Source organism: uncultured Mobiluncus sp. (assembly GCF_963511525.1).
Lineage (GTDB): Bacteria > Actinomycetota > Actinomycetes > Actinomycetales > Actinomycetaceae > Mobiluncus.
The window spans coordinates 1-20,527 of sequence record NZ_CAUPIY010000001.1 but is presented as its reverse complement, the minus strand read 5'-3'; the positions used below and the strand labels follow the sequence as shown (position 1 = coordinate 20,527).

Sequence of the window (20,527 nt, the reverse complement as noted above, 5' to 3'; positions counted from 1 at the left end):
AGCATACACCGCAAATTAACTGGATTTATACAGGGTTTATTCACAATAACTTAAGAAATCGGCTCACTTTTGCCATCGCGGGGACAATTATTTCAAAAGCTAAGTAATGCCATTCCCTATTTTGTCCTGTTTTGTCCGCTCAATAGCTTTCTCTATTCGCGCCAGCCGGGTCTGGAATGGTGTGGGTGAGCGGCGAGTTACGGCATTCTTTGGCCCCGCAGGCGGCACAGTGCTGAATCCCGATTCTCCAGGAGATCCTGCGGTTTCCCCTGTTCCACAATGTGGCCCAAATCCAGCACCGCAACCCAATCGGCTTGGGCAATCTGATCCAGGTTGTGTGTAATCTCCAAAACGGTGGGGCGCGGTGTGAGGCCGCGCAGATTGTCGTTGATGCGGGAAGCTAAAGGTGCAGGCAGGTGCGCCGTATGCTCGTCCAAGATGAGGATTGGGGATTGGCGCAGGAGGGCACGAGCCAGGGAAAGCCGCTGACGTTGTCCCCCACTGAGGGCTGCCCCTCGTGAAGACACGCGATGCTGCAGTCCCCCCGGCATTGCTTTCACTTCCGCGTCCATTCCTACCATAGCCAAAGCCCACCACAGTTGGCTTTCACTAGCGTGTGGGCTGGCCAGACGTAAGTTTTCCGCGATGGTCATATCGAAAATTGTTGACTCGGCACTGACTAGAGACACCGCTTCGCGCAGGGACGCGAGGCGGTATTCGCGCAAACCGCGCCCGTCCAGAAAGACCGTTCCCGCATCAGGGTCGTAGAAACGTAGCAAAAGTCGCGCCAGGGTCGACTTTCCGCCGCCCGTCGCCCCCACCAGGGCGGTCCACAAGCCCGGCGCTAACTTGAGGTTGACTTGTTCGATAGTCCCCGTTGTCCTGTCCAACCGTGGGGCCGCGTTGGTAGGTTCGGGATAGCGAAAGCTAACCTGGCTAAATTCCACGGCCAACGGGGTGATTTGCCGCACATTTTCCTGCCCCTCAGGTAACTCCAGTCCGGCATGGGTCAGCTGGTAGACACGTCGCGCCGCAGCCAGGGAGGTATTCAGTTCGGTTCCAAAGTCCACTACGGCTTTAAACCCGTCCCAGCAGCGCAAAACCGCAAACATTATCGCTATCCAGGCAGCCATTTCCAGTGAGCCTGACTGATACAGCGCAGCCCCCACCGCCAGTAAAATCAGCACCGCAGCCATTCGCCACGCGGAGAGGAACGCGCCGCGGAATGCTGACTTGTCAGTCTCGCGCAGGCTGGCACGGACCAGTTCCTCGCCCAGCCTCTCACTGCCGGCAAGCCGCGCTTCGCACAGGCCGTATCCCACTACTTCCGCCAAGCCTCCCAGCGAGTCGGTGACATCCGCGGCAACACGGCCGCGAGCTGCGAGTTTATTTCGCGCGGCCATGTGCCCAGAAGATATACCGTACCAAGGTATCATAAGTCCTACGATGAGAATTCCTGCCACGGCTACGCCAAATTGCCAGGGTGCGACTGCAAAAGTCACCGCGGTAACAATGCCGGGAACCAGGAATGCCGTTATCGCGGGTGCAAAAGTGTGGGCAAAGAATACTTCGATACGATCTATATCTTTCGTGAGCCGCGCCAAGAGTTCTCCGCTGTGGTTATCAGTCACGATGGCGGGAGCTTGGGGATAAATGGCACGGTAGGCTTGGTTACGCAACAGTTCCAAGGCCTTGAAGGCAACCAAGTGGCCCCAGTATTGTTCCAGGTAGCGAGCTAAGCCTTTCAGAAGCGCGGTCCCCGCCATCACTGTCAACAGTCCCCCCACATTGGCGGACACGCTGCGGACACAACCGCAGTCCAGATTGCTCATCACCAGGTTCGCAACCAATACTGCCGGTATGACGAACAGGACTATGCCTAGGAGTTGATCGACCAGCCTGGCAAGGGTGGAAGCGGCTACAGGTCTCAACACTGTGCGAGTCGAGGAAAGCAGCCAGCTGATAACTGTCCGCAGCCCCGCTGCAGCTGGTGTGGAAGGACGCGTTGCGGACGAGGAACTGTCCTGGCCCTCCGCCGAGAGAGACGGCGCGGCGTTCTTTGAGTCTGATGCGTTGTCCAGGGGTGTCACCGCTCCACCAGCTTTCCGTGCTCGACCTGTAAAACCCGGTCTGCCAGCGCAGTCAGAGCCCCGCGGTGCGACACCATGATGAGCGTATAGTCACGCCCCAGGGCTTGGAGAGCCTCCAAAATTTTTCGCTCAGAATTTAAATCAACTTGGGAGGTCGCTTCATCCAGCAACAAAATTTTTCTACCGCTCCCGATGGCCCGCGCCAAGCTGAGACGCTGTTTCTGTCCGCTTGAAAGGCCTATGCCGTTCTCGCCCAAGGCAGTGTCCAGTCCCAGCGGCATCTGTTGGATTTCAGCATCAAGATGCGCCGCTCGCAAAGCATCCCACAATTCGGTATCAGACGCCTGCGGGGCTGCCATTTGAAGGTTTTCCCGCACGGTGCCGGTAAACAGCCAGGTGTTTTGACTAACTAACGCCGAGCGCTGCGCCAAGTCAGCGGTATTACCGGCGACCTCTACCCGGCCCTCACTTGGAGTCAAAAATCCCTTCATTACGTTCAATAAGGTGGTTTTGCCCTGTCCAGAATCCCCCACAATCGCCACACGTTCGCCGGAAGTCACTCTGAGGTTCACCCCTTGGAGGACTTGCTGATTCCCGTAGCGAACACCGACATTTTCCAGATACGCCGTGGGAATCTCAGCATCTCCCGCAGGAACGTCCTCACCCGTAACTTCAGCATCACTGTGAAGAGCAACGGAGGCATCCTCGCAGCTGGCAGCCGAATGGCTAGCCCGCGAGTGCATGAATCCTAAGATGGCCCGCCCGGCGCCCCGTCCGCCCATCGCTATATAGAAAAATGCCCCGAAATGGTCAATCGGTTCCAGCAGCAACATCGCCAGGCCCAGCGCCGTCACCACTTTGCCCAAAGTCATCTCCCCGAGAGACACTAGGTACATTGACAGGGCGGCCACAGACGTGATGACGAACAGCGAAAACACTGCATCGAGTACAAAAATAATGACTTGATTGGAACGTAGCAGGCTCATGGTGGCTCGCCGATTCTCTTCGCCCACTGTCTCCAGTTTGCCTCCAATCCGGTCCGCTGCCCCCAGTAGCTGCAGGGTTGTGAGTCCCTGCAATACTTCCAGGTAGTTTGCCGCTAAAGCCGCCCGGGCCCGTGCGGATTTCGCCGAGGAACGCCGAAAGAGCTTTTGGAACAGCCACACCGTTCCGGCTGCCAACGGCAGGCACAACGCCAGCAACAGCGCCAGGAAAGGGTGAACAAAAATCCCCATCGCCGCCACTATCAGCACCGGCGCGCTGAAAGAGCCTTGCACCTGAGGCAGGAACCCCTGACGATACCGGGTAAACTTTTCGGCTGATTCGGTCGCTAATGCCACAACCTTTCCGGCGCTTTCCTGATTCATCCGCGCAGGTCCGGTGCGAAAACTCTGGGTCAAAAGAGCTTGTCGAACGTGATTTTCTTCACGTATCTGAGACCGCGTCGAGCGCCGCGACAACGAAAAGTGTGCCCCAAATACCAGGACGATGCCCAAAATTGCGAAAACCCAGTGAGGGGTGGCAGGAAAGGACCATTCGGGGTGTAGGTAAGAGTCCAGAATCTGCCCCGCCGCGACAAAAACCGTAATCAGGCCGAGTGTCATGAGCCAAAACAGCCCCAGCACCACGCGATTAGCGCGGCGACCCGCGGCAGTTTGCAATGCCGCAAACTGGGTTTTACCTGGCTTTTTTGGGGCTAAGCGGGAGGTACTCAATAGCTGGTAACCACTTCGACTCGCTGGAGTTCCTTGACGTCGGTATAACCTGTCGTGGCCATCGTCCGGCGCAGCGCTCCCATCATGTTGAGGGTCCCTTCAGCATTGTCGGCAGGACCGAACATAACTTGCTCCAAGGTGCCGACAGTGCCGACTTTGACCCGGGAACCGCGTGGCAAGGTTGAGTGGTGCGCTTCACTGCCCCAGTGCCATCCGTGTCCGGGCGCCTCGTAAGCCCTGGCCAAAGCGCTGCCCAACATGACCGCATCAGCCCCGCAAGCGATGGCTTTCACCACGTCTCCCGCAAAGCCGATGCCGCCGTCAGCGATAACGTGAACATACCTACCACCGGATTCATCCAAGAAGTCCCGCCGTGCCGCCGCCACATCCGCTACCGCCGTCGCCATCGGGACGTGGATACCCATGGTGCGGCGAGTGGTGGAGGCGGCTCCCCCGCCGAATCCGACCAGCACTCCGGCCGCACCGGTACGCATCAGGTGCAGCGCTCCGGTATAGGTGGCAACACCCCCGACAATAACCGGAATGTCCACCTGATGCACGAATTGCTTGAGGTTCAGCGGTTCTGCTTGGGAGGAAACATGATCCGCGGACACGGTAGAACCGCGTACCACGAACAGATCAAGCTCCGAATCCGCCACATGTTCCCACAATTTTTGGGTGCCGGCCGGGCTCATAGCTCCGGCCACGATGACGTCAGCAGCTTTGATTTCTTCCAACCTGGCCCGCATTAACTCCGGCTTGATGGGCTCGTTGTAAATTTCCTGCAGCTTAGCGGTGGCTTTCGCTCCGACTTCGTCGAGTGCTGCCAGTTCTTCGTATAGGGGCAGAGGGTCAACGTATCGGGTCCACAGCCCCTCCAAGTCCAGGACCCCGACTCCGCCCATTTTTCCCAAGGCGATGGCATTTTGCGGGCTCATCACTGAATCCATCGGCGCACCCATGACCGGAACTTTCATATAATATGCGTCAAATTGCCAAGCCAGCGAGACATCGCGAGGATCTCGCGTGCGGCGAGAGGGCACCACCGCGATTTGATCGAAAGAATAGGCTCGACGCCCCCGTTTACCGCGCCCAATCTGGACTTCTTCATTCATGGATTCAGCCTACCAAAATGCACCTCGAGCGGGTGCGACTGGCAACGCCAGAGACCAGTTCCCGGCGTTGCCCTGCCACAACAATTACTCCCGCCCCAGCTGGCTTAAAGTTCGGTGTTTAAAGTCCCGATACGCATCCTCACCAGCGATAATAGCCTGACGGATGCTGTGGACCAGGTGAACGGTGTAGTACTCGTTGTGGATGGTCAGCAGTGTCGAAGCCAGCATTTCCTTGGCCTTCAGCAGGTGGTGGAGGTAGGCGCGAGTGTAGTTTGTGCAGGTATAGCAGCCACAGCCCTCCTGGAGAGGGCCAAAGTCCTCTCGGAAAGCTGCCCGCGCCACATTCGTCCTGCCGGTAGGCAAATACGCTGCTCCGGTGCGAGCCACGCGAGACGGAGAGACGCAGTCGAAGGTATCAGCTCCGTTTTCAATGCCGGCAAAGAAATCTTCCGGTTCTGAGATTCCCAGCAGGTGACGCGGACGGTCCTCGGGTAGCTCTTGACACACCCAGGAACAAATCACGCCGAGGTTTTCCTTTTCCAAGGCGCCTCCGATGCCAAATCCGTCAAAGCGACGCCCCGAGATTTCCATTCCCCCGAGGTCGTGTGCGGCGCGGCGGCGCAAATCCTCCCATTGCGCTCCTTGGATAACTCCGAACAGCATCTGGTAAGACTTGTCGGCACGTTCCACGGTGAGCCGCTCATGTTCCGCCAGACAGCGCTCTGCCCATTTTCGGGTACGTTCCAAGGAAACTACCTGGTAGTCATAGGAATGCAGCAGGGAGGTTAGCTCATCGAAAGCGAAAATAATATCGGCGCCCAGGTGGTGCTGAATCTGCATCGAGATTTCCGGGGTAAACCGATGTTTGGTTCCATCCAGGTGTGAGCGAAAATTAACGCCGTCGTCATCAACCCGCGCTAAGCCGGGGTGAGCTTGACGTTTATCTGGAGGCGACAGTTCAGCGGCTTCTTCGGCCTGTTCCAAAAGTTTTCGTTTGTCCCCGGAACGTTCGTGGTTGCCTTGATCGCGCGAGACACTACGCTCCCGAGCCGAGGCGGCGAATTCTTGACTAAGGACTTTCTTGTATCCTGCGCCCAAACTGAGGACTTGGAATCCGCCAGAATCGGTGAAAGTTGGCCCATCCCAGTGCATAAAAGCCCCCAGGCCACCGGACCTATCGACGAGTTCCGGACCTGGCTGCAGATAGAGGTGGTAAGCGTTAGCCAGCACCGCCGCCGCACCAAGTTCCCGTATCATCTCGGGGACGAGCGCCTTCACCGTCGCTTTTGTACCGACCGGTATAAAAGCAGGGGTGGGAATGTCTCCGTGGGGAGTGTGGATAACCCCCGCTCGCCCCAGCTGACCCAGACGCGCTACAATCTCAAAATTTTCATTCACCCAATCATCACCCCAGGTTAAGAACGTTGTGAAGAAATAGTTTCTGTACTGATTGGTCCATTATTAGCTTTGAGAGTTTGAGAAGATGACATTTCTGTATCAATCGGTACATAATTTTTTTCACCGCGTTTCACCCACCCAATGACCTGAATGCTGAGCGGCGACATGATGATTTCCAACGCACACTTGTACACGTAACCGGTCAGCACGTAGTTGAAAAATTCCGGCCCCGAAATCAACCCGGCAAAAGCGATGGTGCAAAACGCGAGGGTGTCCACCAGCTCCCCGACCAGGGTCGAGGCTATCATGCGAAGCCAGAGGAAACGCTCTCCGGTGCGACCCTTAATCCGCACCAACACCAGAGCATTTAGCAACTGCCCCAGCACGTACCCCGCCAGGGAAGCCGCCACAATACGCGGAACGAACCCGAAAACTTGAGCGAAAGCAGGAGTGATAAAGTCTCCACTGGCCGGCGGCGCTTTGGCAACCAGGAAGAACAGGCCCGATGCCAAGATGGAAATCCCAAACCCGGTCAGGACCGCCCGGCGCGCCCCACGAAATCCATAAACCTCCGAGAGGATATCCCCCAGGATGTAGGTGAAGGGGAACATGACGGCTCCGCCATCAAAAATCAATCCCCACGGTCCGCCGATGAGTTTGGTGGCGGAGATGTTCGAAATGAGTAGCAGCGCTACAAACAAGGTCATGAAAATATCAAAAAAACGGCCCTCGCCCGCAGCCACAAAGTTGACTACAGGGCGCTGAGGTGCCTGTTCAGACTTCTCGGTCGATTTCACTGGTTATACTCCCCTACTCTTAACCCGACACACCCACTGGCGGCGCTAAAACTGAGGCCAGCGCAAGGATACCGGATGAAAATCCGGTATTCGCGCGGCCATGAACTCGTTGAAACTCTGAGCCCATTGACTATGGCCTTCCGCCTGGAACTGCATAATCTCCCCGGGACCCATTTCCAGCAATTCCGGAAATCGCTCAGACATGGCACCGAGCAAATCCAAAGTCGCGGCAACATCGGCTTGAGCGTTGTGAAAATCGTCACGCAACGGCAAATCATAGGCGGTGCAGACGGAGGCCAAGTTACGTTTCCCTTTCCGATAGCGATCTAGGATTCGATCCAACACCAAGGGATCGACAATCGGCTCTAACTGTCCCTCCAGGCGCTGGCGTAAGGTTTGCAAGCCGTGACGTTTCAGTTCCGCTTCCAGAATCGCGAAATCGAAGGTGACGTTGAAACCGACTACGGGCACTCCCCGCCGCATAGTTTCCGCGATAATACCCGCAACTTCCTCGAGTCCAACTCGCGGCTCAACCCCGTTAGCCTGCAAGTATTCATCAGTCAGACCATTAACCCGACCGGCAGCGGGAGGCATGGGAACGCCAGGATTGATGACCCAGTAAAGCGGCGAATCCTCGCCGTTTATCCTACGTATCAGCGACACCGTAGCGATACGGTCACGAGACGTAAAGACACCGGTCGTTTCCGTGTCGAAACCCAAGACTTCCTGATGAAGCCAGGGGGTATTCATGTCATTCATTTCATTCATAGCCAAAGTCTCTCACACACCCTGGAGGCGAAAATCCCCAGCCTCAGTGACGTTGATAGTTCGGGGCTTCCACGGTGACTTCAACATCATGAGGATGAGATTCCCGCAAGCCTGCCTGGGTGATACGCACAAAACGACCCCGATGGCGCAGCTCCTCAATGGTATGTGCCCCGGTATAGAACATCGACTGGTGCAACCCTCCCACCAGCTGATACACCACCGAGCCGAGGGTACCTTGGTAGGGAACCTGGCCTTCGATGCCTTCGGGAACAATCTTGTCGTCGCTGGAGACATCGGCCTGGAAATAACGGTCTTTTGAGTAGGACTTGCGGCCGCGCGAACTCATGGCTCCGAGCGAACCCATCCCGCGGTAGTGCTTCCACTGTTTACCATTCATGAACACGAGTTCACCTGGGGATTCCTCGCAGCCAGCCAACAGGGAACCCAGCATCACTGTCTGAGCGCCGGCAACCAAGGCTTTGGCAATATCGCCGGAATACTGCAAACCACCGTCGGCAATGAGCGGCACATCCGCGCGGGCACACGCTTCTGCAGCCATCATAATGGCGGTAATCTGAGGCACCCCCACCCCAGCCACCACACGAGTGGTACAAATAGATCCCGGACCAACACCGACCTTGACACCGTCAACGCCCGCATCAATCAAGGCTTGTGCGCCCTCCCTGGTGGCGACGTTACCGCCCACAACTTGCACCCCTGAGAACCCCGAATCGTTCTTGATTCGCGTAATCATCTCTAAAGCTAGCTTGGCCCCGCCGTTTGCGGTATCCACAATCAGGGCATCGATGCCTGCCTCGGCCAGGGCCTGAGCGCGTTCCCACGCGTCTCCCCAGTAGCCGATTGCAGCGCCCACCACCAAACGACCTTGGGAATCTTTGGTAGCGTGCGGGAACTGCTCGGTTTTCACAAAGTCTTTGACCGTAATGAGGCCGGTTAGCTTACCGTTTTCATCAATCAAAGGCAGTTTCTCTATACGATTTTCTGCCAGCAGCTTCATCGCTTCTTCGCGAGAGATACCGGCGCGCCCGGTAATCAGCGGCATCGGCGTCATGCATTCCTGCACTGTCCTGGTGCCCCACTGGGTGGTGGGCACGAAACGCAGGTCGCGATTGGTAATGATACCCAGCAATTCGTAGTCGTCAGTCACGACGGGCAAGCCCGATACCCGGTACTTGGCACACAGTTCGTCGAGCTGTTCAATGGTGGCGTTAGGGCCGATGGTGACGGGATCAGTCACCATGCCCGACTCGGAGCGTTTCACTTGACGCACCTGTTGGGCTTGGCTCTCGATGGAAAGGTTACGGTGCAAAATCCCTATGCCGCCCTGACGCGCCATAGCAATCGCCATACGCGATTCAGTCACGGTGTCCATAGCGGCGGAAATCAAGGGGATATGCAGCTTGATTTCTTTGGAAAAGCGAGTGGACGTGTCCACTTCGGCGGGAATCACATCTGTAACCTCTGGCAATAACAGCACGTCATCGTAGGTCAAACCGGTCAAAAACCGCGGTTCAACACCATTTTCAAGGTCTTGCAAGGGATTCGTGATTTCGCTCATATGCCTTCCTTAAATACCTGGGAATAATTCGTTTAATGCTGATGTTTATTCTAACGCTCCAGCGCTAACAGTGCTGACGGGGTGGGAATCGCAGTTCAAGCCGGATTTGCCGGCGATTCGTTCGAATTGGGTTCAGAATTTGGTTCACTACTACTGAAGGACGGTCTGGCGAGCCTAAATCGTCCTGTGGTAGGACGCTGGATTGCCGGCACACCCCCTAATCTTGAAGAGTAAGAAAACACCGCGAGGGAAAGGAAGAAAATGAGTAATGTAACGTATCTCCCCGCTCCGACTATTGAATCTTGGGAATGGCAGGATGAAGCTGCCTGTAAGGATTTGGGGACGGCGGCTTTCTTCCATCCAGACGGTGAACGCGGGGGAACCCGGCGGCGGCGTGCCGCGCAGGCCAAAGCGATTTGCGCGACTTGTCCAGTATTGGAACAGTGCCGCAATTACGCTCTGAATGCCCATGAACCTTATGGCATCTGGGGCGGCATGACTGAGGAGGAACGCGCCGCTTACTGGAAGGAACGGGAGGCTAAATCCGCTTAAACCTGTAGAGCCCGGGCGGGGGCGAATCCGCCGCTAGAAATTGCATATATTTTGGGGGCTGAGCCAGTGGCTCAGCCCCCAAAATGTCTATATAACCGTAAACCTAATCGCCTGCTCCGCCCGCCGAAGCGTTATATTTCGGACGCGCCGGATTGTGGCGAAAAGTCCAGTTTGCCCGTTAGCCCACGTCACCGCGCAGACGCACGGACAGGCAGGTCACACAACCTTCGAGCTTTTCGTACTCGCCGATGTCTACCGCGACCACCTCGTAACCCATGCTCTCAAAGAGTTCCTTGGACTTGGGCGCGGCAGCAGACATCAGAATCTTGTTATCCTCGAGCAGAACGACGTGAGAACCGGGTTCTTCGGGAACTTCCATGAACTTGTCCCACACGGTCGGGTCATCCACCAGCGGTTTGTAGCCGACTACGGTGCCGTCGTACAAGGCGGTGACGCCGCTCTTGAGGTGGAGAACCTTGGTCATTTCCACAGGGATGACTTCCGCGTCGAATTCCTTCAAGTACTCGGCAAGCTGGCGCACCCCTTCTTCGTTGGTGCGGCCACCGGGAGTTTGTCCGACCCAGACTTTACCGTCAAACTTCAGGATATCTCCCCCGTCTACGGTGCCGGGTTCCTTGATGTAAGCCACGCGGTACCCAGCGTCGCGAACAGCCTTTTCAACTCCCGCAACCTCAGCGCGACGCTCCGGAGCTCCAGAGCGAGTGATGATAGCGAGATCCCCATAGACGAAAACAGGATCCTCAATGAATACCGAATCAGGGCAATCCGGAGCGGGCTCGACCTCGACGGTTTCCCATCCGTTATCATTGAGTGCCTTGACGTAGCCTTCCCACTGGCGCAAACCCAGATCATAAGAGACGGCAGACTTTTCAATGTGTGTCACAATGCCATCAGCCATTTTGGGGCTGGGGCGACGAACTAATGCTAATTTCCTAGTCATGCTTTCCAGCGTAGTAGCGGTACGGAAACCCGTCAAGAGATTGGCGCGCTGAGATGACTGGGCTGTTTAGCAAGCGTAACAGGTATCCCCTGCGCCCCTCATATTCCCACGGTTTCGACGTTGCCGAGCTGGGGAGGACCGGGACGGGTGAATCTATAACTTAACAGAAAAGACCGGACATACGTCCGGCCTTTTCAAAGAGCGTGTATCGATTACTCAACTACAGCGAGCAAGTCGCGAGCGGAGAGAATAACGTATTCCTCACCCTGGTACTTGACTTCGGTGCCGCCGTACTTGGCGTAAATGACCTTGTCGCCTTCCTTGACATCCATCGGCACACGCACGCCCTTGTCGTCAACGCGACCGGGGCCTACCGCCACGACGGTGCCTTCCTGCGGCTTTTCTTTTGCCATATCCGGGATGACCAGCCCCGAAGCGGTAACCGTTTCCGCTTCCAGCTGCTTGATAACAACCCGATCTTCCAAAGGTTTAATGCAAACCGACACTGCGATTGCCCTTTCTCTAAGTTCCTGATGATATTTCACCAACCGAGCGCCGTCGCGGGTGGCACCCTGCCAGTCGATTTGTATTTTATGCCGCATTTAGCACTCTCGCAACCCGAGTGCTAAGTCGCTTTCATGTCCCTCTATTTTGGCGCCGTACCGTGAGGTTCCCCCTTTGGCTCCGGTCACCCTTAGGATTGAACTATGGCTGTAAGTTCGCTGGTGCCCGTGTTGAGCAAAGACGGATTCCAATTGCTGGAATCCTTGGGAACCCTCGGACCCTACACGCCGGCGCTCGCAGACCAATTGAGCGCAGGTTTACGGAAACGCGGTGTCGCGCCGGAGCTGGTGGCAGCCATTTTGACCCAGCTGGAGCTGCGCGAGGCTGCGCGGGTCAAATTCGGAGATTTCGCGCAAGGCATGCTGTTCACCCGGGATGGTTTGGAGCAGGCCACGCGTTTACCGGTGGCTGCCGTACACGCCGGACGTTTTCGGGACGCCGGTTGTCACAAGGTCGCTGATTTGGGTTGCGGGTTAGGGACTGAGTCGCTGGCGTTGGCCGGTTTGGGGCTGTTGGTAACAGCGTTTGAACTCGATGAGGCCACCGCAGCGGCGGCTTTGATGAACCTGCGTGCCTATCCCGAGGCTCGGGTCACGCAAGCAGATATTTTGGAGCTGGATTGGCAACAGTTGCGTGCCGAAGGGGTGGACGGCGCGTTCGCGGACCCAGCCCGGCGCGATGCCTCAGGCAGGCGACTGCAGCCGGAGTCTTGGAAACCCCCACTTTCCCGCATTCTCGCTTGGCAAGACGAGATTCCGCACGGGAACCTTGGTGTAAAGATTGCCCCTGGAATCAACTATCAAGCCCTGCCGGCCCCGTGCGAAACCCAGTGGATTTCTGTGGGAGGCGAACTTGTGGAGGCAGGAATCTGGCTGGGCGACTTGATTCGCCAACAGGGACGCTCCGCTCTGTTGATGGACAAGAACGGAAAGATTGTGACTGAACTGCACGATGAAACTGCTGCCCCGTGCAACACGCCTGCCGAGTTGAGCGAGACTATCGCGACCGAAGACGAACTGGGGGAATGGATTTTTGAACCTGATGACGCAATCATCCGGGCGGGACTGCTGGCTCAAGTTGCAGATAAAACATACACAAAAACGGTATCGAAAAAAATCGCCTATCTGACCCGGAATACTGCCCCAGAGACAGCAGACACGAAACTAGGTGGCTGGTTCAAGGTTCTGGAAGTCCTGCCTTTGGACGAAAAGAAGATTCGCGCTGGGCTAAAGGCGCGACCACTCAGGTCTTTGGAAATTAAGAAACGCGGAGCCGATGTGTCCCCCTCCCAGCTGCGCCGAAAACTGCTGACCACAACCGAGAAGAACGGCGAGGATTTGACGCTAATCGCTACGCGCTTGGGTAGCCGACATCGGACTATTCTGTGTCGGCGCTATGCGGAAATTTAAACGCCAGGGAAAACCAACTAAAATGTAGGCGTGTTTAACGGTGCAAAACTCACTTTAGGAATCGAATCTACCTGCGATGAAACTGGAGCCGCCATTGTAGCGGGCAAAACCCAGCTGCTAGCTAATGTGGTAGCGACCTCGATGGATGAATATGCCCGCTATGGCGGGATTATTCCCGAAATTGCTTCGCGGGCGCATCTGGAGTCGTTCCTGCCCGTGGTCAGTGAGGCATTAGACGAGGCGGGGGTGAAGCTCGCAGACATTGACCAGATTGGTGTGTCCGCTGGTCCGGGGTTGATTGGTTCGCTGGCGGTAGGAATCGCCGGAGCAAAAGCCCTGGCCGCCGCTACTGGTAAGCCGCTTTACGGGGTGAATCACGTCATCGGACACCTGGCGGTGGACCAGCTGGTCAACGGTGAACTGGAACTGCCGGCGGTGGGACTGGTCGTCAGCGGTGGGCACACAAACCTATTGCTCATCACTGATTTTGCAGTTGAAGGTGGAATCAGGGAACTGGGCGGCACCCTTGACGACGCTTCGGGGGAAGCCTTTGATAAGGTCGGGCGGGTGCTGGGACTGCCCTATCCGGGAGGGCCACACGTAGATCGCCTGGCCCGCGAAGGCAGACTGGAGGCAATTGACTTTCCGCGCGGTCTGGCCGGAGCAAAATACGCGAAAACCCACCCTTATGATTTTTCATTCTCCGGGCTGAAAACTGCGGTGGCTCGCTATGTGGGTCAGATTGAAGCCGCCCCGGAAGTTCGTAGCCGCCCGGATTTTACCGAGGATTTCGCCCCCGCGCGTGAGGGCAAACCCTGGCTGCCGGTAGCGGATATTTGCCGCGGTTTTTCGGAATCCGTAAACGACTCCCTGGTCAGCAAGACTATGCGGGCACTAACCGATTTCGAGGCAAAAACCCTGGTGGTGGGCGGCGGATATTCCGCTAATTCCCGGCTTCGCGAATGGCTGACGGAGGAATGCGCGCGTGCTGGCGTCACCCTGCGGATTCCCCCGCTGAAGTTCTGTACCGACAACGGCGCGCAGATTGCGGCTATCACGGCGGCGATTGCGGATACGAATTCCCCCAGCCGGGCGGATTTTTCGCCGGTTTCCGCCCTGGACCTCACTACCGTTATCGTCTAAGGCCACCGGTATCACTTAGGCAGAGGCAACTTAACAACCAATCGAAAAACCAGCCTCACCGCAGACCCTTGTGAAAGACCCCGCTGAAGCACACCCCTTGTCGGCTCAGTCCTAAACGAAACCGTGCGGAAAAGGTATGCTAAGAACCATGACGGAAACGAAGTCGAGCGAAACCATAAAGCTGGTGCTCACCCTCTCCTGCCCCGACCGACCCGGAATTGTCCACGCCGTATCCGGTATGGTAGCCGGCGCGGGGGGCAATATTATCCAATCGGCCCAGTTCGCAGACACCGACACGGGACTGTTCTTTATGCGAGTGGAGATGGATGTTCCCAGCGTTCACGACATTAACGCCCGGGTGGAGGCTTTAGCTGCCGATTTTCAGATGGCTTGGGACTTGGACGAAATTGGGCGGGCGCTGCGCACCGTCATCATGGTTTCCAAAGAGGGACATTGCCTGTCCGACCTGCTCTATCGTGTGCGTGATCACTCGATTCCAATTGATGTGAAAGCGGTCGTGGGCAACCACCCCGATTTGGCTCCCATCGCAACGTTCTATCAAGTGCCGTTTATTTTGGTGCCGGTCACGAAAGACAATAAACCCGAAGCGGAACGGCAGCTGCTTGACTTGGTCGCCGCGGAAAAGGTCGAGCTGGTGGTGTTGGCCCGCTATATGCAGATTCTTTCCGACAAACTGTGCCGGGAGATGAGCGGGCGCATCATCAACATTCACCACTCGTTCCTGCCGTCGTTCAAGGGTGCAAAGCCGTATGACCAGGCCCACGACCGGGGCGTGAAACTCATTGGGGCCACCGCGCACTATGTCACGGCGGATTTGGATGAAGGTCCCATCATTGAACAGGACGTTTCCCGAGTGGATCACACGTTTACCGCCATCGATATGCGTAAACAAGGTCAGGACGTGGAACGTCGAGTCTTGGCTCAAGCCGTGAAGTGGCACGCCGAGCATCGCGTGTTGATGAACGGCAACCGCACCGTGATTTTCCGGTAAAGACGCCGAATTGCGAGTAAGCCATGTCAGAACACCGGCCTCCAGACAACGCGAAAGCGGACGAGCAACTTCCTGACGACCAGATTTCGGACAGCACGCAACCAGGCCGACCTCCAGACAGCGCTAACGCGAACGACCGTCCTCTGGACGGTCCCGAAACCGCACCCTCGGAGGGGTGCTATCGCCAAGAAACACGTAACATCCGCCGTGTCGCCTTCATTTTGAACCCGGCCTCCGCCAAAGGCCACGCCCGCAAAACTGCTCGGGTAGCCCGGAAAGTACTGGAGCAACGCGGTCTGGAGATTGTTGATTTTCCAAGTGATACTGCGGCACAAGCCCGGGATTCGGCTCGCCGGGCTGCGGCTGATTCCACGGTGGACGCCATCGTCGTTTCCGGTGGAGACGGGATTCTTTCGCTGGTCCTGCAGGAGCAGGTTGGTTCGGACAAGCCTTTGGGGATTATTCCGGCAGGTTCTGGCAACGACCATGCCCGTCACTATGGGATTCCGCTGAATCCGCGTAAATCCGCGGGCATCATCGCGGATGGTTTCGTTAGTCAAACCGACCTGGGACTCGCGACTTTTACCGATTTGCGCGGCAAAGAACGCCAGCGCTGGTGGTCCACCATTACCTGCGTAGGGTTTGACCAAATGGTGGCGGATAAAACCCAGGAAATGCGCTGGCCGCACGGTTCGCTACGCTACATCTTGTCCTTGTTAATTATTCTGGCGAAGTTCCATCCCCGCCCGGTTCGTCTCAGTCTCGACGGGGTGGTTTGGGGCGAGAATCACCTGACGTTATGCGCCGTAGCCAATGGAAAGTGCTATGGAGGCGGTGTGGTAGTGGCTCCGCAAGCCTCCAGCTACGACGGGGTTTTCTCGATATCGACGTTGAGCTCAATGCCCCGCCGGAAGGTGCTTCGTCCCTTACTGGCTGCCAAGAGGGGGAAATTCGCTGGCGCTCCCGGGGTGACTTTTCACGAGGCTCGCCAAGTCAGCTTAGAGATGGAAGGGTTGGCTCCCATTGCCGATGGGGAACGCTTGGGGTACGGGACGGTCAACTTGGAATGCGTGCCTAGAGCCGGGTGGTTTATTTTGCCGCGGCCCGAGGGGATTTAGGGCACGGTTACGGACCCATCAACACCGCAAAAACGAGTACGTAGCAACACCATTTCGTCGGGGGATTAGCAAGGACTCGCACCGCTCGCCTTGCCCCCCACCACTCAACACCAATTCGTCGGGGGATTAGCAAGGACTCGCTTCGCTCGCCTTGCATACCCCTCCTCGCTCGCAACAAAAAACGAGAAAAGAAAAACAATACGTCGGGGGATTAGCAAGGACTCGCTTCGCTCGCCTTGCATACCCCTCCTCGCTCGCGCCACATGAAAGTAAACTTTCATGTGGCGCTCGCTCGTCGGGGTGACAGGATTTGAACCTGCGACATCCTGCTCCCAAAGCAGGCGCGCTACCAAGCTGCGCTACACCCCGGAAAGGTACAGTTCATCGTACCGGAAAGTTCGAGTTGGAGGAAACCCATCAGACCCGGTAGACTCATTTACACGCGGGCGTAGCTCAATGGTAGAGCCCCAGCCTTCCAAGCTGATTACGCGGGTTCGATTCCCGTCGCCCGCTCTGTTGAAGATGCCGAGCTTTTGCTCGGCATCTTCAACATTTAGCGGACTACGACGGGAATCGAACCAGTTCGCTCAGCGGCAGCGACGCAGTCGCATGAGCCGCTGAGTAAAACGGTGGAGGCGTTAAAAAACGGCACTGATGTGCCGTTTTAGCCGGAACGCCTTAAAAAACCTCCGTCGCCCGCTCCACAAATATGCCCCAACGGGAATCGAACAAATTGCGCGATGGCATCGAGCGAAGCGAGAATGAGCCGCTGAGTAAAACGGTGGAGGCGTTAAAAAACGGCACCGATGTGCCGTTTTAGCCGAAACACCCTAAAAAAACTCCGTCGCCCGCTCCATTATCACGTCGAGAATGATAAATAGGTTCTGGCGTTAGCGGGTATACCCTAATGGGGTCAAAGCGTTAGCGAGTGTATAGCGCGTTTGCCCTGACCTGCAGAAACGCTTTCCTCTCTTTCGGCTGAGCGAGCGTTTGCGTTAGCAGGCGTTGATTTGGTCGAGGCGGACGCTATGGTCGGCGACCTCGGTAACGAGTTCAGCGTCGTGGGTGATGACAATGACGACGGCACCAGTGTCAGCGAGTTTACGCATTACTCGGGAAATCGCGACAAGGTGCTTGTAGCCAACACCGGATGTGGGCTCGTCGAAGATGTAAACTTTCTTGTTCGTAGCAAGCGCTGTAGCAATAACCAGGCGTTGGCGTTGCCCGCCAGAAAGTGCTTGCGGATGGTCAGCCTCGTGGTCGGCAAGGTCGAGTTCTGCAAGGATCGCGTGGGCATCGATGTGTTGCTTTTCGGCTTTGGTCGTGCCGAGCGTGACTTCATCGATGACGGTATCTGAGAACAACTGTCGGGTAGGGTCTTGCATGACAAGGTATGCGTCCCGGCTGGCGAATTTTTGTCCGCCGAGTGTGATGGACGTATGCTTGGCCTTTTCAAGTCCGCAGACGATCCGTGCCAGTGTTGATTTGCCCGACCCGCACGGGCCAATGAGCGCTGTGATTTTCCCTGCCGGAAAGAGCACATGGCCGACATTGAGAACCGTTTTCCCGTGGCGGTAGGCGAAGGTGAGGTTGTCGATCGTGAGCCCTTCACCTTCTGGTTCGGGCAGGCTCGGCATGGGTACGGGCACTAGGGATCGCAGTCCAAGCTGTTTGCGCTCCTCATCCGAGGTAGCGTAGAACTCTTCGCCGGTTGCGGTGAGGGCAATCTTGCCTTTGTCGAAGCAGTAGACACGGTCAGCGATCCCGGAAAGGAAACTTAGCCGGTGTTCAGCAATGATGATGGTGTGTCCATCAGCTTTGAGCCTGGCGATGAGTGTGGCGAGTTGGTCGATAACGTCAGCGGACAAGTTCGCGGTTGGCTCGTCAAAGACGATCAGCGACGTGTTGTTGCACATGGCGACGGCGCAGGCCACGCGCTGCATTTGTCCGCCTGATAGTTGTGTGACGCGGGATTCCAACAGGTCGACGATACCTAACTCGGCTGCGACCTCGTCAATGCGGGCACAGATCTCCTGCGGGTCGCGGCCGAGATTTTCTGGGCCGAAGGCGAGTTCTTGGCGCACGTGGGTGGTGTAGAACTGGGTGCGCGGGTTTTGAAACACTGTCGAACAATGGTGGGCAAGGCGTGGCAGGTCTGTTTGTGCCACGTCAATGTCGTCGACTGTGACGTTTCCGGTAAGGTCGCCGTCGTGGAAGTGCGGGATGAGCCCGTTAAATAGCCGTAGTGCGGTGGTTTTTCCTGACCCTGACGCGCCACACAGCAAGGTGACGGTTCCGGGTGTGATGGTGATGGTTGCGTCGTTGATTGAGGGGTGGTCTGCTCCTCGATAGGTGAAGGTGACCCTAGTTGCTTGGGCTATTGTCATAGGACGATTCTCCATATCGCGAAGCCGATAACGATGAGCAGAATGACTGCGTCGATCACTCGGAATTTCACGACTGTGACCGAGGTGGACTTTGCGGTTCCGCCCAGTCCTCGCACGAGGGCGGCCGATGCCAGTTCGTCCCCGCTGCGTACCACGGTCGATAGCAGAGGGATTGTGAAGTATTGCGCCGCACGCAGTGAGAGCACGGACATCCCGCGTAGTTTCATGGCATCTGAGATCGCTTTAACCTCGTGGCCGATCACGGGCAGCACACGTAAGGCAACCGAGATTGGGATCGTGAAACAGGTCGGGATCCGTGAGCCGGCGAGTGCTTTTTGCAAGGTGGCGGGTCGGATCACGCCGATCGCGTAGGCTCCCATTCCTGCGCTGACACTGAATCGCCACATCCACTGCAAAAACAGCATGAGGAACGCGCTGGCCGTTGACTTCCACACCAGTGGTATCACGAAGACGAGCCCGCCGAGGACCGCAAACGTGGCCAGGTAGACGGCCACCCAGCTCGGGCGCACGAGCGTGTTGGGGTTGATCGCAGCGCTCGCCAGCATCACGGCGGCGAATCCGCCCAGAGCACACACGAACCACGGCGAGTAGGCACTGTAGATCGTGGTGGAAACGATGACGAGCGTTGCGATAATGGTGCGCGGGTCGGGAAGTTTAGACAAGACCGGCCCGTTCAAAGTGTTTACGCGCAATCCGAGTTCCCATCAGACCTGCGATCCAGCCAACGATGAGCATCACGACGAAGAAGCCCAGCAGAATCGGAATCGTGACCACCTGCGCCATCTTGGCGGCGTAGTCTGCGCCCATTTGTTCGGCGATCTGCGACATATATGCGTCTTGGTTCATAAATAGCGGCATCCACGGTGACACGTAGATCGGCAGAATAAACAGTGCGTATGCCAGCGGAACGCGAACTTTCACGTTCTTCGGTCCCTTGGTGATGACTAGGTCGGCGAGCAGGCCGAATACAGCGGCCATCGCGACGCCGCCCACCCAGTGGCCGGTCACGAAAAAGAGGATTTCGATGATAATCAGCATGATTGTCAACGCCCCCATCTTCGGAGTGCGTGCTGTGAACAGCGCAAAGACGATGCCGTTAACGAGGATAGAAAGCAAGAAACCGGCATACATGGCGGCGGGGATGAACCCGAGCATTCCGAATGCAAACACGATGACGAACATCAAGGCGGTGAAGACGCCAATGTTGATGAAGTCGCGCGCGTTGAGGCGCGAGGACGTGGGTGTGGACATAGTTTTTCCTTTCATGATTGTGAACAGTGCTGTGTTTAGACGAGTTGCCATCCGGCTGCGTTGATGCGTTCTTGCCAGAAATCGCGGTATTGACCTGGCTGGTTGACCAGCTCGTCGTGGCACCCGCGCTGGGCGATACGCCCACCGTGGGAGAGCACAATGATTTGGTCAGCTTGGCGAATGGTTTCAAGTTTGTGGGCGATGACAATCAGTGTGGAGCGCTTGCGTAGCTCGTTCATCGCCGCAACAATGTTGGCTTCATTTTCCGCGTCCAACGCGCTGGTGGCCTCATCGAACAGCACGATCGGGGCTTTCTTCACCAAGGCGCGAGCGATGGACACTCGTTGGCGTTCCCCACCTGACAGTGCACGCCCGCCAGCACCCGCCAATGAATTCCAGCCGTCTGGGAGGCGGTTGACGATTTCCGTCACGCCCGACAGGTCAGCGGCCCACCTGATTTCTTCATCGGTGGCTTCGGGGTTGCCAAGGCGAATGTTGGCTTCGAGAGTGTCGTTGAATAAGTAGACGTCTTGGAAGACGAGAGACACCTGGCGCATCAAATCTTCGGTGGTCTGCTCGCGCACGTCCACTTCGCCAACGCGCACGCTGCCGGACTGCACATCCCAGAAACGTGCAACCAACCGGGC

The 20,527-nt window shown here is 56.8% G+C and carries 18 protein-coding genes and 2 tRNA genes; 6 read left to right on the top strand and 14 right to left on the bottom strand.

The features are described from left to right. Positions 1-197 precede the first annotated feature (197 nt). The 7 genes from RQ935_RS00100 to guaB form a co-directional block, all read right to left on the bottom strand. On the bottom strand, positions 198-2,090 hold the full coding sequence (locus RQ935_RS00100; RefSeq protein WP_311496667.1) for an ABC transporter ATP-binding protein: 1,893 nt from the start codon (positions 2,088-2,090) through the stop codon (positions 198-200). After that, positions 2,087-3,805, bottom strand: a complete 1,719-nt coding sequence (locus tag RQ935_RS00095) for an ATP-binding cassette domain-containing protein (protein WP_311496666.1) — start codon at positions 3,803-3,805, stop codon at positions 2,087-2,089. Before RQ935_RS00095 ends, RQ935_RS00100 begins: the two co-directional genes overlap by 4 nt. Next, complete coding sequence (locus RQ935_RS00090; protein ID WP_307741815.1) at positions 3,802-4,920, bottom strand: GuaB3 family IMP dehydrogenase-related protein; 1,119 nt, start codon at positions 4,918-4,920, stop codon at positions 3,802-3,804. Before RQ935_RS00090 ends, RQ935_RS00095 begins: the two co-directional genes overlap by 4 nt. A gap of 84 nt (positions 4,921-5,004) precedes the next feature. Continuing rightward, positions 5,005-6,318 carry a tRNA guanosine(34) transglycosylase Tgt gene (tgt, locus tag RQ935_RS00085; protein ID WP_311496665.1) on the bottom strand — a complete coding sequence of 438 codons (1,314 nt, stop codon included), beginning with the start codon at positions 6,316-6,318 and terminating at the stop codon, positions 5,005-5,007. Between the two features lie 17 nt (positions 6,319-6,335). After that, positions 6,336-7,025 carry a queuosine precursor transporter gene (locus RQ935_RS00080; protein WP_399531662.1) on the bottom strand — a complete coding sequence of 230 codons (690 nt, stop codon included), beginning with the start codon at positions 7,023-7,025 and terminating at the stop codon, positions 6,336-6,338. 135 nt (positions 7,026-7,160) lie between these two features. Continuing rightward, the gene (locus RQ935_RS00075) at positions 7,161-7,883 is read right to left on the bottom strand and encodes an exonuclease domain-containing protein (RefSeq protein WP_311496664.1); all 723 of its coding nucleotides are present in this window, start codon (positions 7,881-7,883) and stop codon (positions 7,161-7,163) included. 43 nt (positions 7,884-7,926) lie between these two features. Continuing rightward, positions 7,927-9,462 carry an IMP dehydrogenase gene (gene guaB, locus RQ935_RS00070; protein ID WP_311496663.1) on the bottom strand — a complete coding sequence of 512 codons (1,536 nt, stop codon included), beginning with the start codon at positions 9,460-9,462 and terminating at the stop codon, positions 7,927-7,929. Between the two features lie 261 nt (positions 9,463-9,723). Between guaB and RQ935_RS00065 the strand changes: the two genes are divergently transcribed. Further along, positions 9,724-10,014: a WhiB family transcriptional regulator gene (locus tag RQ935_RS00065; RefSeq protein WP_004006969.1), complete on the top strand. Its 291-nt coding sequence runs from the start codon at positions 9,724-9,726 to the stop codon at positions 10,012-10,014. Between the two features lie 178 nt (positions 10,015-10,192). Here RQ935_RS00065 and ddaH read toward each other — a convergent pair whose 3' ends face one another. Both ddaH and groES read right to left on the bottom strand, forming a co-directional pair. After that, positions 10,193-10,975, bottom strand: coding sequence for a dimethylargininase (gene ddaH, locus RQ935_RS00060; RefSeq protein WP_295026814.1), 783 nt, complete (start codon positions 10,973-10,975; stop codon positions 10,193-10,195). Between the two features lie 212 nt (positions 10,976-11,187). Then, positions 11,188-11,481, bottom strand: coding sequence for a co-chaperone GroES (groES, locus tag RQ935_RS00055; protein ID WP_036324231.1), 294 nt, complete (start codon positions 11,479-11,481; stop codon positions 11,188-11,190). Positions 11,482-11,682: 201 nt separating this feature from the next. On the opposite strand from groES, the gene RQ935_RS00050 reads away from it, so the two are divergent. From RQ935_RS00050 to RQ935_RS00035, 4 genes are all read left to right on the top strand, one after another. Next, the gene (locus tag RQ935_RS00050; RefSeq protein ID WP_311496662.1) at positions 11,683-12,948 is read left to right on the top strand and encodes a class I SAM-dependent methyltransferase; all 1,266 of its coding nucleotides are present in this window, start codon (positions 11,683-11,685) and stop codon (positions 12,946-12,948) included. Positions 12,949-12,978: 30 nt separating this feature from the next. After that, on the top strand, positions 12,979-14,091 hold the full coding sequence (gene tsaD / locus RQ935_RS00045) for a tRNA (adenosine(37)-N6)-threonylcarbamoyltransferase complex transferase subunit TsaD (protein WP_311496661.1): 1,113 nt from the start codon (positions 12,979-12,981) through the stop codon (positions 14,089-14,091). Positions 14,092-14,239: 148 nt separating this feature from the next. Beyond that, complete coding sequence (gene purU / locus RQ935_RS00040) at positions 14,240-15,103, top strand: formyltetrahydrofolate deformylase (protein ID WP_295026808.1); 864 nt, start codon at positions 14,240-14,242, stop codon at positions 15,101-15,103. A 23-nt stretch (positions 15,104-15,126) separates the two neighbouring features. After that, the gene (locus tag RQ935_RS00035) at positions 15,127-16,221 is read left to right on the top strand and encodes a diacylglycerol kinase family protein (protein WP_295026806.1); all 1,095 of its coding nucleotides are present in this window, start codon (positions 15,127-15,129) and stop codon (positions 16,219-16,221) included. A gap of 295 nt (positions 16,222-16,516) precedes the next feature. Here RQ935_RS00035 and RQ935_RS00030 read toward each other — a convergent pair. After that, positions 16,517-16,590: transfer RNA gene (locus RQ935_RS00030), tRNA-Pro, on the bottom strand. A 73-nt stretch (positions 16,591-16,663) separates the two neighbouring features. Here RQ935_RS00030 and RQ935_RS00025 point away from each other — a divergent pair. Further along, positions 16,664-16,734: transfer RNA gene (locus RQ935_RS00025), tRNA-Gly, on the top strand. Positions 16,735-17,216: 482 nt separating this feature from the next. On the opposite strand, the gene RQ935_RS00020 is transcribed toward RQ935_RS00025, so the two are convergent. The 4 genes from RQ935_RS00020 to RQ935_RS00005 form a co-directional block, all read right to left on the bottom strand. Then, positions 17,217-18,608 (bottom strand): ABC transporter ATP-binding protein, encoded by a 1,392-nt coding sequence (locus RQ935_RS00020; RefSeq protein ID WP_311496660.1) that lies wholly within the window; start codon positions 18,606-18,608, stop codon positions 17,217-17,219. Continuing rightward, positions 18,605-19,291 carry an energy-coupling factor transporter transmembrane component T gene (locus RQ935_RS00015; protein ID WP_311496659.1) on the bottom strand — a complete coding sequence of 229 codons (687 nt, stop codon included), beginning with the start codon at positions 19,289-19,291 and terminating at the stop codon, positions 18,605-18,607. Before RQ935_RS00015 ends, RQ935_RS00020 begins: the two co-directional genes overlap by 4 nt. Further along, a complete protein-coding gene (locus RQ935_RS00010; RefSeq protein WP_311496658.1) occupies positions 19,284-19,880 on the bottom strand; it encodes an MptD family putative ECF transporter S component in 597 nt (198 codons plus the stop codon). The genes RQ935_RS00015 and RQ935_RS00010 overlap by 8 nt, the downstream gene beginning before the upstream one ends. Positions 19,881-19,915: 35 nt before the next feature. Further along, positions 19,916-20,527, bottom strand: a 612-nt coding sequence (locus tag RQ935_RS00005; RefSeq protein ID WP_311496657.1) for an ATP-binding cassette domain-containing protein, incomplete at its 5' end; no start/stop codon positions are given.